Raw genomic sequence first — 13,708 nt, 5'->3', positions numbered from 1 at the left:
CATTTGTCATGGGCCGATATTCCGGTGCTGGGCGCGCGCATCCGGGCGTCGTTCGTGGCCAAATCCGATGTGGCTGGCTGGGGGCCAGTCGGCTGGCTCGCGAGCTATGCTCATACCATCTATGTCAGCCGCGAGCGGCGCCACAGCACCGGCGAGCAAAAAGACGCGATCGCCGGCCGGCTGGCGAGCGGCGAATCGGTCATCCTGTTTCCCGAAGGCACCAATGGCGACGGCGTCGATGTGCTGCCGTTCAAATCGGCGTTGTTCAGCGCCGTCGAAGCGCTGGCAGATGTGGTGATCCAGCCGGTGACCCTGGCCTATCCCCGCGTCACCGGCATGCCGGTGACGCGGCGGCAATTGCCCTATCTGGCGTGGATCGGCGACACGCAGCTCGGCCCTCATGCGGTGGACTTCATGGCGCTGGGGCAGGTGCGGGCCGAAATCCTGTTTCATGCCCCCGTTTACCGGCGTGATTTTGCCGATCGCAAGGCGCTGGCCCGGCACTGCGAGTCCGTGATTGCGGGAGGCTATCGCAAGCTCATGCGGGGATGACCGGCGCCCGCTTAGTCGCTATGACCGATACAGTTCTGTTGGAGTCGCCGTCGCCCGTGTCACGCCGCTATCACGTCAAATCGTTCGGTTGCCAGATGAACGTCTATGATTCCGAACGGATGGGCGACCTGCTGGAGGCCGACGGCATGGTCGTTTCGGACAGCAGTGACGACGCCGATGTCGTGGTGCTCAACACCTGCCATATCCGCGAACGCGCTGCCGAAAAGCTGTATTCCGACATCGGCCGCCTGCGCCGGCCCCGCGCCGATGGCAGCCGGCCCACGATTGTTGCCGCCGGCTGCGTAGCGCAGGCCGAAGGTGCAGAGATTGCCCGGCGCGCCCCCGATGTCGATGTCATCGTCGGGCCGCTGGCTTATCACCGCCTGCCGCAATTGCTGCGCGATGCGCGCACCGCCCGCGCCATCGACACCGAGATGCCCGATGCGCCGAAATTCGCCGCGTTGCCGCCGCGCCGGCATCAGGGCGCAGCGGCCTTCCTGACCGTGCAGGAAGGCTGTGACAAATTCTGCACCTTTTGCGTCGTGCCCTATACGCGCGGCCAGGAAACCAGCCGGCCGCTGGCTGACCTGCTTGCCGAGGCCGAGGCGCTGGTCGCCGCCGGCGCCGTCGAAATCACGCTGATTGGCCAGAATGTGAACGCCTATCATGGCGGCACCAGTCTGGCTGGATTGATCGCACGGCTGGCCGATATCGATGGCCTGAAGCGCATTCGCTATACCACGTCACACCCGCGCGACATGTCGGACGACCTGATCGCCGCCCATACCGAGATTCCCAAGCTGATGCCCTATCTGCATCTGCCGGTGCAGTCGGGGTCGAGCCGTATCCTCAAGGCCATGAACCGGGCACATACGCGCGGCTCCTACCTCGAAACACTGGACCGGGTGCGCGCAGTGCGGCCCGACATTGCGCTGTCGGGCGATTTCATCGTCGGCTTTCCCGGCGAGACCGAGGCGGATTTTGCCGACACGCTGAGCATCGTCGCCGAGGCACGCTATGCGGCGGCCTTCAGCTTCAAATATTCGGTGCGTCCCGGCACGCCGGCCGGCACCATGGCCGACCAGGTGCCCGAAGCGGTCAAGGACGAGCGGCTGGCCCGGTTGCAGGCGGCCATCGCTGCCGGCAGCCACGCCTTCAACCAGGACACGGTGGGCCGCCGCACCGAGATCCTGCTGGAACGGCAAGGCCGCAAGCCGGGGCAGTTGATCGGCAAGACGCCATGGCTGCAATCGGCGGTCGTGTCGGTGCCGGGCGCCCGAATCGGCGATCTCATTGCCGTCGAAATCACCGCCGCCGGGCCGAATTCCGTCGATGCCACCCCCCTCCAGCAGGAAAGAAGCGCCGCCTGATGTCGAAGAAACCGCAGCGCCTGCCCGATGCGCATGACCGGGTGAAGCTGGAGATCGAATTCGACAAGGCGCAGTTGCTGGGGGACCTGTTTGGTCAATATGACCAGAATCTCATCGCGCTCGAAGGCCAGCTCGGGGTTTATATCTCGGCGCGCGGCAACCGGGTCATCATCGATGGCGAGGCCAAGTCGGCCGCCGTGGCCCGCGACGTGCTGGTGGCGCTGTACAACCGTGTCGTGCAGGGCGGCAGCATCGAGGCCGGCGATGTCATCGGCGCGGTCGCTATCGCATCGGAGCCGTTGCTGGATGGGCTGGAGCAGGTCGAAGGCATGACCGGCGGGCCGATTGCCAGTATTCGCACCCGGCGCAAGACCATTGTCGCGCGTTCCCCCACCCAGGTCCGCTATATCGAGGCGCTGGGTTCGTCGGACATCATCTTCGCGCTTGGCCCCGCCGGCACCGGCAAGACCTATCTCGCTGTGGCCCAGGCCGTCTCGCAGCTGATTGCCGGCTCGGTTGACCGGTTGATCCTGTCGCGCCCGGCAGTCGAGGCCGGCGAGCGGCTGGGCTTCCTGCCCGGCGACATGAAGGAAAAAGTCGATCCGTATCTGCGGCCGCTTTATGATGCGCTGTATGACATGCTGCCCGCCGAACAGGTCGAACGCCGGCTGGCATCGGGCGAGATCGAAATCGCGCCGCTGGCCTTCATGCGCGGCCGCACGCTGGCCAATGCCTTCATCATCCTCGACGAGGCGCAGAACACCAGCACCATGCAGATGAAGATGTTCCTGACACGCTTTGGCGAAAAAAGCCGCATGGTGGTGTGCGGCGATCCCAACCAGGTCGATCTGCCCATCCCCGGCGCGTCGGGCCTTGCCGATGCCGTGCGCCGGCTTGAGGGCGTGGAGGGCATTGCGACCTTGCGCTTTTCGAGCCGTGAAGTGGTGCGCCATCCCATCGTCGGGCGCATTGTCGATGCCTATGAAGGGCCGGACGCCTGAGGGGCGCCGCCATGCTGACCGTCGAAACAGAGGTGGCCAGCCCGCTCTGGCCGGATGCCGACTGGCCGGCGCTGGCTGAAGCCGCCGTGCTCGCCGCGCTGGCGCAGACGCCCTTTGCCGGGCTGGGCGAACTGGGCGCGCAGGTCAGCCTGCTGATGACCGATGATGCCCAGGTGCAGGCGCTCAACCGCGATTATCGCGGCAAGGACAAGCCGACAAACGTCCTGTCGTTCCCGATGCTGGAGCCGGACGAACTGGCCGCGCCGACAGCACCCGGCGCCGAATTGCTGCTTGGCGACATCGCGCTGGCGGCGCAAACCGTGCTGCGCGAGGCCGATGCCAGGGCCTGGGCGCCGGCCGCTTATGTCCAGCATCTCATTGTCCATGGCATGCTGCATCTTTTGGGCTATGATCATGAAACCGGGGATGGCCCCGCTGCACGTATGGAGGCGCTCGAAAGCGCGGCCTGTGCGGCGCTGGGCCTTGATGACCCCTATGTGCTTCTTGAAGGATAAACCGCAGCCATGCCCGAGGGCGACAGTAGCAGCGACATAGCCGGCCGATTGTGGCGCTGGGCCCGTCAGATCGTCACGGGGCAGGACCATGAGCCGACCTTGCGCGAAAGCCTTGAGGAAGCCATCGACGACGCCGACGGCATCCAAGGCGCCAGCGATGATCTTGGCCCCGTCGAGCGCGCCATGCTCAAGAACATGCTGCATTTCGGCGAGCGGCTGGCCGGCGATATTGCCGTGCCTCGCAGCGACATGGTAATGTTCGATGCCGATCTCGGTTTTGCTGCCCTGGTGGAGACATTCCGCGAGGCCGGCCACAGCCGCATGCCGGTGTGGCGGGGGATGCGCGATAACATCATCGGCATGGCGCACATCAAGGACATCTACCACCATATCGCCGAAACGTTCGATGATGCGGTTTCCTCGTCGCGTTTCAAGAACCTGCCGGTCGAGCCGCTGCTGCGCCCGGTGCTGTTCGTGCCGGCGTCGATGCGCATGACCGATCTGCTGGCGCGGATGCGGGCGGGGCGCACGCATATGGCGATCATCGTCGATGAATATGGCGGCACCGACGGCCTTGTCACCATCGAGGATCTTGTCGAGGAAATCGTCGGCGATATCGAGGACGAGCATGACGAGGACGAGGCCGCGCTGTTCCAGCAGGTCGGCGACCGGCTATGGGAAGCCGATGCGCGGTTGCCGATCACCGAACTTGAGGCGCTGATCGGCATGCCGCTCGATGATGATGCGGTGGGCAGCGATGTCGATACGCTGGGCGGGCTGGTGTTCATGCTGGCCGGACGGGTGCCGGCACCCGGCGAAACCGTGGAACATCCCGCTGGCTGGCGCTTCGATGTCATCGAAGGCGATCCGCGCATGGTGCGGCGCGTGCGCGTGCGGCCCGCCGGTCAGCACGAGCCGGCGACGGCCTGAACCCGGTAGAAATGACCCCAAAACGCAATCGGCGCCGCCCCCAGCCGGGAACGGCGCCGATCAGAAATACGTCGCCAGCGACTACTTCAGATGCTGGGCGAGGTACTTGTTCATTTCGAACATCGTGCATTCATCACGGCCGAACACCAGCTTGAGCTTGGCATCGGCAACGATGACGCGCTTGTCGGTCGGCTTTTGCAGATTGTGCGTGCGGATGTAATCCCACACCTTGGAAACGACCTGGCCACGTGCCAAGGGCGCAGCGCCCACAATTGCTGCCAGTTCGGCTGACGGAGTCAGCGGTTTCTGCAGTGCGTCCATCTTTTTGCCCGCGGGCTTGGCTTCGATTGCCATTGGTATCCCCTCTTGCCTGCACACGGCGCCATCACGGACTTGCCATGCTGATGTCCTGCTTAGCCGAGTTGGCCCGTCACGCAACTGTCTCGATAGCGTTACAGGCGCGAAAAAAACCAATTCGGCCCGGGTCGTGACTTTTTCGCACCCTTTGCCGTGCGTCAAAAGCGCCGACGCAGCCGCAATTGCCAGAGGCGCGGCGGTGCCAGCACTGGCTGGCCCAGTGCCTGTGACTGCACCCATCGGGTATCAAGGCAGTTCTCGCATTCCAGGCTAAGCAGCCAATTGCCATCGATCGTACGCATCTGCAGCGCCGCCTGCACCTGCCAGGCTGCCGGCGCCAGCGCACCCACCAGCAATGGCCCGGCGCTGGTATTGGCGGGATACAGCGTGCCCGACCGGCCGCGCACCGCGCCGCCGAACAGGCTTGTCCCCGCCGGTTCCAGCCAGGTTTCGCCGATATAGCGGGCATTCACCAGCGGCGTCAGCGTGATGCCGGCGGCAGGCAGCGCCACGTCCCAGCGCGCGCCAAGATCGGCGGTCAGCGCCGGCGTGCCGGCAGGCCGGGCCAGCGCGCCCGATGGCGTGACGATGCCGAGCCCGCACGCCGGCGCATCATCGCTGCCTGGCGCCAGCGGCACGCCGCCGGCTGCCCGCTGCGCAAGACAGCTGGCCTGCTGGGCCAATATGACTGCATCGGCGGCAAAACGTGCGCGTTGCCAGCCGATGTTGGCGTGCAGGGTCAGTCCCGGTAGCGGCGTCGCTGTTGCGGCCAGTTCGGCACCATGGTTTGTCATCGGCGCGGTGTTGCCCAGCGCCAGCATCGGCACGCCTGCGGCATCACGGGCGCCGACCATGCCGGGCTGGGCGCTGGCGGTGACTCGAAACCCTGCCAGATCGATCATCAGCCGGTCGCCGAAAAAGGCGCCGCGCACACCGGCACGCAGCGTCCAGGCGGTGGCGGCATCGATGGCGCGCGCATCACCCGGCACCAGCGCAAACTGGTTCCAGCCGCCGCCCTGAAAGCCGCGCGCGGCGCTTGCGTGCAGCTGGACATTGCCCATTCGCCACTGGCTCAGTCGCCAAAGGGCCGAAAATCGCGGTGTCAGCGCCGATTGGCGCAGCCGGTCGGAGATGCCGGCGGCGGCCAGCGCCGCCTGGCTCCAGCAATCATCCGTTGGTGCGGCGCAACGGGCGCGATTGTCGGCGACCAGCAGCTGCCGGCGTTCCGATGTGTGGCGCAGCCCTGCCGACAGGCTGACGGCATTGCCCAGATCGAGATCAATCTGGCCATAGCTGCTCCAGCCGGTCAGCCGGTTCGACAGACGCCGGTCCGCAAGCAGCAGGTCGGGGGCAGCTATCGCGGCCTGATCCGTGTCGCTGCGCTCATGTCGATACTGCACGCCGGCCACAAAACTCAGCCAGTCGCCCACCAGCGCCCCGAAGGCGCGCAGTTCCTGCGTCGTCTGGCGCGTCGATGCGTCTGAGGCCAGCACGGCGCCGCCGCGCGGCGACCCGCCCGGCATCGGCTGCGGCTCGGCAAGTGTGGCGGGGCGGCGGCCATCACCGAAATCGGCGACCAGGCGCTGGCCTTGCACGAACCATCCCGCAGTCCATTCCAGCGAAAACCCTGGCGCGTCCCAGCTCAGCGCCGAGACATATAGCTGGCCTTCGGTTTCCTGGCCAAGCGGAAACAGCGCCTTGCGCCCGGCCATATCGAGCGGTTGCCCGGTGCCGGCATCGCGTGTGCCGGCAAAGGAACTGCGCAAAAGCGAGGCACGGCCCGATAGCCCGGTGCCGGCAGCGCGCCCGCTGCAACCGTTGCCGGTGCAATCTGATCCCGGCAGGTTGTCGGCATCGTTGCGCATGTAAAGCCCGGACAATTGCCAACGCAGCTGCGGTGTGATCGTGATGGCCATGGCACCGCGCAGCCCGGCCATGTTCTGGTCATTCTGCCGCTCGCCCGTGGTGGTATTGCGCAGCCAGCCACTGTCATTGTGCAAATAGCCTTCGAGCCGCACCGCGATGCCGGCCGACAATGGCATGTCCAGCGCGCCGGCAACCCGGCGCCGGCCAAAGGCGCCGGCGGCAAATTCGCCAAAGCCGGCCAGGCGATTGCCCGGTGACGCCAGCCTGACATCAAGCGTGCCGGCGAGGCCGCTGCGGCCCGACATGGTGCCGGGCAGCGTCTCCCAGGTCAGGCTGCGTGTTTCGAACAGGCCGAAATTGCTGGCCGCCCCGCCCGCCAGTGGTACCGCATCAATGCTGGTGGTGATGGCCGGGTCGATGACGCCCAGCGGCGCGACATGACCGAGCCCGCGTAGAATATGGCCAGCCAGCGCGCCATTGCCAGGCGCAGGCACGGAAAACAGGTTCGGCACGCTGCGCGCCGCCGCCACGGGCGTGAACAATGCGCGTTCAACGATCTGCGCCGGGATGACAAGAACATATCCCGGCACATTCGGCACCGCGGCGGGCGCTGACGCTTCAGGCGGAGCCGGGTCAGGCGCAGTTTGGGCAAAAGCCGGCACGGCGCCCGGCAACAGGGCCAGCAACAACAGCTGGCAAAACCTGTGCGTCACGGCGTCAGCGCCTGATCAGCGCGGACCGTCGCGGCCATCGGGTTGGCCGCCCAGCGGTCCGCCGCCAGCACCCACGGCGCCGATGTTGCCGAACAATTCGTTGAAGAAGCTTTCCTCGCGGCCCAGGGTCGGGGTCTTGTCCTTGACCGGGGTGATGACGGCGATCTTTTCCATGCCCCGTCGCTCGACCTTGCTGACATTGCCCTTGTCATCAAAGCTGACGACCAGGATCGACTGGGACAGGGTCTTGGGGCTGACAAAGGCATATTGGCCGGTCAGCCGCGAGACATAATACCAGTTGCTGGTGTCGAACTGGGCAGCAAAGGTCGGGCGGCCCAGCGTGCGCGACACGGATTCGCGGTTGTCGACGCCGGGCTGGATCGAGGTCACCAGTGTTTCGTCGATCAAATAGCCCTGGCTTTGCTTGACGCGCGAACAGCCTGTCGTCGTCAGCACCGCCGCAGCGAGGCCGATCAGGACCAGCGGTTTACGCATCATACTCTCCCAGCACGGACCGGACGCCTTGTCGCAGCTTCGTGCGCGGTCAATATGACAGTTCATGGCAATATGCTAGGCACCGCGCGGTCGGTTCGGCGCAGCGCCGGATTGATGCCCGTCTTTGCAGTCTGCAAGGCAAGATCCCCAATGTCCTCAACAATGTCCTCAACGGTGTCTCCCATGTCCCTTTTTTCGGCCCTCAAGCGCGTCCTGGGCGGCGCCGCCCCGATCGGCCCTGCCGATATGCTCTATGCTGCCGTGGTGCGCGAGGCGCGGCGACCGGACTGGTACCTGGCCGGCGAAGTGCCTGATACCATGGATGGACGCTTCGACATGATCGCGCTGGTGCTATCGCTGCTGATGCTGCGGCTGGAGACCGAAACGGCGGGCCGGGCCGATCATCCCGCCGCTGCCTTGTCGGCGTTGCTGGCGGAACGTTTCATCGCCGACATGGACGGCAATCTGCGGCAGGACGGCATCGGCGATCAGGTGGTCGGCAAGCATATCGGCCGGATGATGGCGGCGCTGGGTGGCCGGCTGGGCGCCTATCGCGATGCCGGCGGCGATGATTCGGCGCTGGCGGCGGCACTGGCGCGCAACATGTGGCGCGGCGTGCCGCCAGGCGATGATGCGCTGGAATGGTGCGTGCGCGAAAGCCGGCGGTTGATGGCGGCATTGACGGCCAGCGATTTTGCCGGGATTGCCGCCGGCACAGCGCCTTTCTGAGCAGGGACCATGCACAAGCCAGAATTTTCCCACATCGTCCGCGCCCATGAAATCGGCGGCGTCATCCGCCGCGAGATGCTGGAGGCCGGGCCCGATGCGCGCGCGGCGCTGGCGGCGCGGTTCGCGCTGTTGACGCTGGATGTGATGACCGCCGCGCTGGAACTGCGCCGCGAGGCCGCCGGCATCCGTCTGACGGGGCAGGTGCACGGCGCGGGCCATCAGGCCTGTGTGCTCAGCGGCGTGGCCGTGCCGTTCCTGGCGACGGACGCCATCGACCTGTTGCTGGTCGAGGTCCTGCCGGACGAGGACGAGATGGAATTGTCCGACGCCGACATCAATGTCGAACTGCTGGACGGTGACGAGATCGACCTGGGCGAACTGGCCGCCCAGGCGCTGGCGCTGGCGCTCGATCCCTATCCGCGCAGCGCCGATCCGGCGCCCGAAAGCATCAGCGGCGTCATAAGCGAGGAGGAGGCCCGGCTGGCCTCCAGCCCCTTTGCCGTGCTCAGGAAACCCTGATTGACCAAACTCTGTCGGCGTCCTAGCAAATAGACACCCCCGCCGGAGTGGAACCGACGGGGGTGTGGGACCAGCCCCTTTTGGAAGGGGGCCTAAAGCGGGCCGGTGGATTTTAGAAGGTTAGCCGGCCCGAATTCCTGTCATTGCCGTCAGAACGGCACATCGTCATCAAGGTCATCATCGAACGCGCCCGGGCGCTTGCCGCCGGCAGGTGCGCCAAAACCACCTGCGGGCGGGCCGCCGAAGCCGCCTGACGGCGCGCCGCCAAAGTCCTCGCCGCCGCTGTCGCGGCTGCCACCACCGCCGCCGCCATCGCGGCCACCAAGCAGTGCAAGTTCGCCGCGAAAGCGAGCCAGCACGATTTCGGTCGTGTACCGGTCAGCGCCGCTCTGGTCCTGCCATTTTCGGGTTTCGATCGCGCCTTCGAGATAGACTTCGCTGCCCTTGCGCAGATATTGGGCTGCAATCTTACCGAGCGCCTCGTTGAAGATCACGACATTGTGCCATTCGGTCTTTTCCTTGCGCTCGCCCGACTGCTTGTCGCGCCAGGTTTCGGATGTCGCCAGCGAGAATTTCACCACCGAGCCGCCGTTTCCGAAGCTTTTCGATTCGGGGTCCTTGCCCAGCCGGCCAACCAGAATGACCTTGTTTACGCCCGCCATGTGTCTTGCTCCTCTTTGGCAAAACCCTAGCGGCAGGCCGGCCATGAGGCAACGCACGCCTTGCAAATTGCGCGCTTTTCGCTGCACCTGATGCGCATGGGCGGGGAACAGGCATGAGCGGGGAAATCGAGGCGCTGGGCGGGCTGGCCACGGCCGGGTTGGCTGCGTCTGCGCTGGACAATGCGGCGCCGGGCAAGGTGGGACATGAGGGCGGGCACGGCGCCTGTGCCAATTGCGCCGCGCCGCTGTCCGGGCCGTTCTGCGGCCAATGCGGGCAAAGAGCGCATATTCACCGCAGCATATTCGCCGTGTTCGAGGAGTTTCTCCACGGCATCACGCATTTCGACGGCAAGGCATGGAAAACGCTGCCGATGCTGCTGTTTCGGCCCGGCAAGCTGACCCGCGATTACATCATGGGCCACCGCGCCCGCTATATTGCGCCTGTGCCGCTGTTCCTGCTGGTCGTGTTCCTGATGTTCTTCGTGTTTTCGTTCGTGAATTTCGGCGACAATCTGGGCGGCGTGGCCGGCGGCGCCACCAGCGGCGGCAAGCAGATGAGCCGCGCCGAGGCCATCAAGGCATTGCCGGGGGCCGAAGCCGAGGTTGCCAAGCTGGATGCCGACATCAAGCAGGCGGCGAAAAGCCCCGAGCCGGGCGAACTGGCGGCGCTGAACGGTGCGCGCATCGGCGTCGTCGCAGCAAGGGACGCCATCAAGGCGCGCGCCACGGGCACCGTCGACACGCCGGCCGATCTTCCGGGCCAGTTGGTCGCCGAAATCGCCAATGCCGAGAAAGACGGCAAGCTGTCGGTCAACATGGGCAATGAAACGCTGAATCAGAAAGCCAGGAAAGCGCTTAAAAATCCGGAACTTGTGCTCTACAAGCTGCAAGCCAAGGCCTATAAGCTGAGCTTCCTGCTGGTGCCGCTGTCGCTGCCGTGGATGTGGCTGATGTTCTTCTGGCGACGCGATGTCGGCATGTATGACCACGCCATCTTCACGCTGTATTCCATCAGCTTTATGTCGCTGCTGTTCATTGCCGGCAGTATCGCGATGACGCTTGGAGTCACTGCACTGAGCTTCTGGCTGCCATTGATCCTCATTGCGCCGGGGCTGCACATGTTTTTCCAGCTCAAGGGCGCCTATCGGCTGTCCATATTCGGGGCGTTGGCGCGCACGGCATTCCTCACGGTCGGCGCCATACTGACGCTCTGGACATATGTGGTGTTTCTCGTTGTGCTGGGGGTCGTCGATTAGGCCGTATCCAGGTCCGACGCGGGCAACGTGCCGGTTGCCAGTTCCGGCGTGGTGGGCAGCATCGGCACCTGCGCCACCGGCATCAGTTCCGACAGGTCATCAAGCCCGGTGGCCGCGCCCATGTCCTTGAACCGGCGTGCCCTGGCCATGACGCGCGAATCGGCTTGGCCGACCAGCTTGTTCCAGTTGCCGACGGCACCTTCCAACGACCGTTGTACCGCTGCGAAATTGCCGCCCATGATGCGTAGCGAATCATACAGATCACGCCCCAATTTGGCGATTTCGGCGGCTTCCTTGGCGAGCCGGGCCTGGTCGCGCAGCGCGCCGACAGTGCGCGCCACGGCCACAAGATTGACCGGGCCGGCCAGCACGATCTGGCGCTTGAAGAAATCGTTCATCAGGCTGCGGTCATGTTCGAGCGCGGCACCGAGAAAATTCTCGCCCGGCACGAACAGCACGACAAATTCGACGGCGCTGCCCACCGCCTTGGCATAGTCTTTCTTGGCCAATCCATCGGCGTGGGTGCGCACGGCGCGGGCATGGGCGGCAAGATAGGTCTGGCGCACGGCGATGTCGTCGCTTTCGGCGGCGCTGACATAGGCATCGATCGAGCATTTGACATCGATGACCAGCACGCGCCCGCCCGGCAGGTTGATCTTGAAATCCGGCCGTTGGCGGCCATCCTCGCCCTCGACGGACCATTGTGTTTCAAAATCAATGCCTTCGACGAGGCCGGCGGCTTCGAGTACGTTGCGGCATTGTTCCTCGCCCCAGCGCCCGGCAACCTTGCCCGATGATCGCAGCGCGGTTTCCAGCTTGGCGGCGGCGCCGCTGACCTTTTCCTGCCCCATCACGACATTGGCCAGCTGTTCCTTGAGGCTGCCATAGGCTTCGGTCCGCGCTGCCTCCACTTCGCCCAGCCGGGTTTCGTACTTGACCAAAGTTTCCTTCACCGGCGCGATCAGTTCGGCGAGCTGGTTGCGATTGGCCTCAAGCCCGGCGCCGGCGGCTTCGCGCTGCCGCGTCATCAATTGCTCGGCGCTCTCGGCCAATTTGGTCTGCGCGGTTTCCAAGGCCTTGCCCGCCAGCGCCGCGAACGTTTCCTGCAATCGCGCCAGTTCGGCAGCATGCGCGCGGTCGCGCTCGGTCTGGCCGGCCTTCAGCCCGGCAAGCTCGCTGGCCAACGCTTCGCGCGCCCGCTCGGCACCCTCCAGTTCGGCCACGCGCTTTTGCTGCATCTCGATCTCAACTGCCGCGCGGCCGTTCTTCTCGCGCTGCTGCGCCGCTTCCTCGCGCAGGGCTGCCGCAGGCCGGGAGGCCCACCACCAACCGACACCAAGCCCGACCAGCAACGCGGCAACGGCGATCAGGATTTCGGTCAAGCGGCGTCTCCGAAAGAAAGAACGAGACAAGAACATAGCGCCGATTCGCTGCTTCGGCCAGCCGCGTGTGTCGGGGATTTCAGCTATTTGGCGTTTTCGGGCCGGGCAGGCGCGCCAGCACCAGCGCCGCGACCACCAGCGCTGCGCCGGCCAGTTCATGGGGTCCGGGCATTTCGGCAAAGCGCAGCGCGCCGATGGTAGCGCTGATCGCCGGCTGCACCAGCAGTGTCAGCCCGACCACCAGCGCCGACAAATGGCGCACGGCATAGACAATCAGCCCCTGGCCGATGACCTGGCTGCCGATCGCAAGGCCGAGCACCGGAGTCCAGTCCTGCGGCCAGAAGGCGCCGGGTTCAAGCAGCGCCATCGGCAACAGCACGGCGGCGCCGAACAGCGTTGCCAACGCCAGGCTGGGCATCGGCGCCATCGACCGGCGCAACCTGTCCATGACGATCAGATAGCCGGTGTAAAAGACGGCGGCGGCCAGGCACAGCAAGTCGCCGGTCAGGTGACGCGGCGATACATCGGCGCTGCGCCCGACCAGCAGCGCCATGCCCGCTGCCGCCAGCGCCAACGCCAGCAACGACGCAGGTCCGGGTTTCTGGCGCAGCACGACAAGGCCATACAGCGGCAGCAGGAACGTCGCGCCATTGGCGAGCAGCGTTGCATTGGCCAGCGTGGTGCGCATGATGCCCAGGTGCCAGACGGCAAGGTCGGCTGCGAAAAACAGCCCGGCCAGTGCCGCAAGGCCGCACAATGCCCGATTGGTGGCACCAAGACCCGGACCCTGCCCAAACCCGGCGAGCAGCAGCAGGGCCGGCACGGCCAGCAGCATGCGCCACCACGCCGAAGCAACGGGCGCCACATCGGCGAGTCGCACCAGCCATGGCCCGAAGGCGAGGCACACGCTGCCGGCGACCATGGCGGCAAAGGCGTAACGGCCCTGGTGGACAGCTTGCGTGTTGGCTGGCGGCGCGGTCATCCCGGTTCAATAGGGGCCATGTCGCGGCAAAGCCAACTCCTGCGGCGCCCGGCCAGCGCATGGCGCCTGTTTTGTGGCGGAATTCTACAATGCAGCCATCTGGCGTCAGGCTAACCAGAAGCTGCGACCCGAAGGGCTGGTTTCTGGCAATCGTGCCACAGGCTGGACCCTGACACTTTGGGGCTCGGACCGGTCCAGCGGAGCTGCACCGGACGAGCCCCTTTTTGTGGCCTGTGGATAAGTGCTTGCACTGTGCTGCTCTTGCGGCATTATCCCGTTTGCAAACATGAACGTACAGTATCGAGTCTCGGTCAGTGTTGCAGGGGGTAGGCGTCATGATTTCCATCCGCTATTTTTCGCCTGCGCCGCCGCTGCGACC

14 protein-coding genes are annotated in these 13,708 nt (G+C 65.5%); 8 read left to right on the top strand and 6 right to left on the bottom strand.

Features of this window, described 5'->3' with window-relative positions; genetic code table 11:
- From RMQ73_RS03285 to RMQ73_RS03265, 5 genes are all read left to right on the top strand, one after another.
- Window positions 1–552 (top strand): lysophospholipid acyltransferase family protein (locus RMQ73_RS03285; protein WP_310496577.1); only part of this gene is annotated, 552 nt, incomplete at its 5' end.
- A 20-nt stretch (window positions 553–572) separates the two neighbouring features.
- Window positions 573–1,922, top strand: a complete 1,350-nt coding sequence (gene miaB, locus RMQ73_RS03280) for a tRNA (N6-isopentenyl adenosine(37)-C2)-methylthiotransferase MiaB (protein ID WP_310496575.1) — start codon at window positions 573–575, stop codon at window positions 1,920–1,922.
- The gene (locus RMQ73_RS03275; protein ID WP_310496573.1) at window positions 1,922–2,923 is read left to right on the top strand and encodes a PhoH family protein; all 1,002 of its coding nucleotides are present in this window, start codon (window positions 1,922–1,924) and stop codon (window positions 2,921–2,923) included. Before miaB ends, RMQ73_RS03275 begins: the two co-directional genes overlap by 1 nt.
- A gap of 11 nt (window positions 2,924–2,934) precedes the next feature.
- Window positions 2,935–3,438, top strand: coding sequence for an rRNA maturation RNase YbeY (gene ybeY, locus RMQ73_RS03270; protein WP_310496570.1), 504 nt, complete (start codon window positions 2,935–2,937; stop codon window positions 3,436–3,438).
- Window positions 3,439–3,447: 9 nt separating this feature from the next.
- On the top strand, window positions 3,448–4,368 hold the full coding sequence (locus RMQ73_RS03265; protein WP_310496569.1) for a hemolysin family protein: 921 nt from the start codon (window positions 3,448–3,450) through the stop codon (window positions 4,366–4,368).
- A gap of 81 nt (window positions 4,369–4,449) precedes the next feature.
- On the opposite strand, the gene RMQ73_RS03260 is transcribed toward RMQ73_RS03265, so the two are convergent.
- The 3 genes from RMQ73_RS03260 to RMQ73_RS03250 all read right to left on the bottom strand — a co-directional run bounded on the left by RMQ73_RS03260 (window position 4,450) and on the right by RMQ73_RS03250 (window position 7,802).
- Complete coding sequence (locus RMQ73_RS03260) at window positions 4,450–4,722, bottom strand: SWIB/MDM2 domain-containing protein (RefSeq protein ID WP_310496567.1); 273 nt, start codon at window positions 4,720–4,722, stop codon at window positions 4,450–4,452.
- A 161-nt stretch (window positions 4,723–4,883) separates the two neighbouring features.
- Entirely contained in the window at window positions 4,884–7,304 is a 2,421-nt protein-coding gene (locus RMQ73_RS03255) for a TonB-dependent receptor domain-containing protein (RefSeq protein ID WP_310496565.1), read from the bottom strand.
- A gap of 15 nt (window positions 7,305–7,319) precedes the next feature.
- Entirely contained in the window at window positions 7,320–7,802 is a 483-nt protein-coding gene (locus tag RMQ73_RS03250) for an outer membrane protein assembly factor BamE (protein ID WP_310496564.1), read from the bottom strand.
- 180 nt (window positions 7,803–7,982) lie between these two features.
- Here RMQ73_RS03250 and RMQ73_RS03245 point away from each other — a divergent pair, with 180 nt between their 5' ends.
- Both RMQ73_RS03245 and RMQ73_RS03240 read left to right on the top strand, forming a co-directional pair.
- Entirely contained in the window at window positions 7,983–8,528 is a 546-nt protein-coding gene (locus RMQ73_RS03245) for a ubiquinol-cytochrome C chaperone family protein (RefSeq protein ID WP_409049823.1), read from the top strand.
- Between the two features lie 9 nt (window positions 8,529–8,537).
- Complete coding sequence (locus RMQ73_RS03240; protein ID WP_310496562.1) at window positions 8,538–9,047, top strand: DUF177 domain-containing protein; 510 nt, start codon at window positions 8,538–8,540, stop codon at window positions 9,045–9,047.
- 149 nt (window positions 9,048–9,196) lie between these two features.
- Here RMQ73_RS03240 and ssb read toward each other — a convergent pair whose 3' ends face one another.
- On the bottom strand, window positions 9,197–9,709 hold the full coding sequence (ssb, locus tag RMQ73_RS03235; RefSeq protein WP_310496560.1) for a single-stranded DNA-binding protein: 513 nt from the start codon (window positions 9,707–9,709) through the stop codon (window positions 9,197–9,199).
- 113 nt (window positions 9,710–9,822) lie between these two features.
- Here ssb and RMQ73_RS03230 point away from each other — a divergent pair, with 113 nt between their 5' ends.
- A complete protein-coding gene (locus RMQ73_RS03230; RefSeq protein WP_310496559.1) occupies window positions 9,823–10,965 on the top strand; it encodes a DUF3667 domain-containing protein in 1,143 nt (380 codons plus the stop codon).
- On the opposite strand, the gene rmuC is transcribed toward RMQ73_RS03230, so the two are convergent.
- Both rmuC and RMQ73_RS03220 read right to left on the bottom strand, forming a co-directional pair.
- Window positions 10,962–12,347 carry a DNA recombination protein RmuC gene (rmuC, locus tag RMQ73_RS03225; protein WP_310496557.1) on the bottom strand — a complete coding sequence of 462 codons (1,386 nt, stop codon included), beginning with the start codon at window positions 12,345–12,347 and terminating at the stop codon, window positions 10,962–10,964. The genes RMQ73_RS03230 and rmuC overlap by 4 nt on opposite strands.
- Window positions 12,348–12,426: 79 nt before the next feature.
- On the bottom strand, window positions 12,427–13,329 hold the full coding sequence (locus tag RMQ73_RS03220; RefSeq protein ID WP_310496555.1) for a DMT family transporter: 903 nt from the start codon (window positions 13,327–13,329) through the stop codon (window positions 12,427–12,429).
- Window positions 13,330–13,708 lie beyond the last annotated feature (379 nt).

This window comes from Sandarakinorhabdus sp. (assembly GCF_031430775.1).
In the GTDB taxonomy this organism is placed as follows: domain Bacteria; phylum Pseudomonadota; class Alphaproteobacteria; order Sphingomonadales; family Sphingomonadaceae; genus Sandarakinorhabdus.
This window is presented reverse-complemented; position numbering and strand designations above follow the sequence as displayed.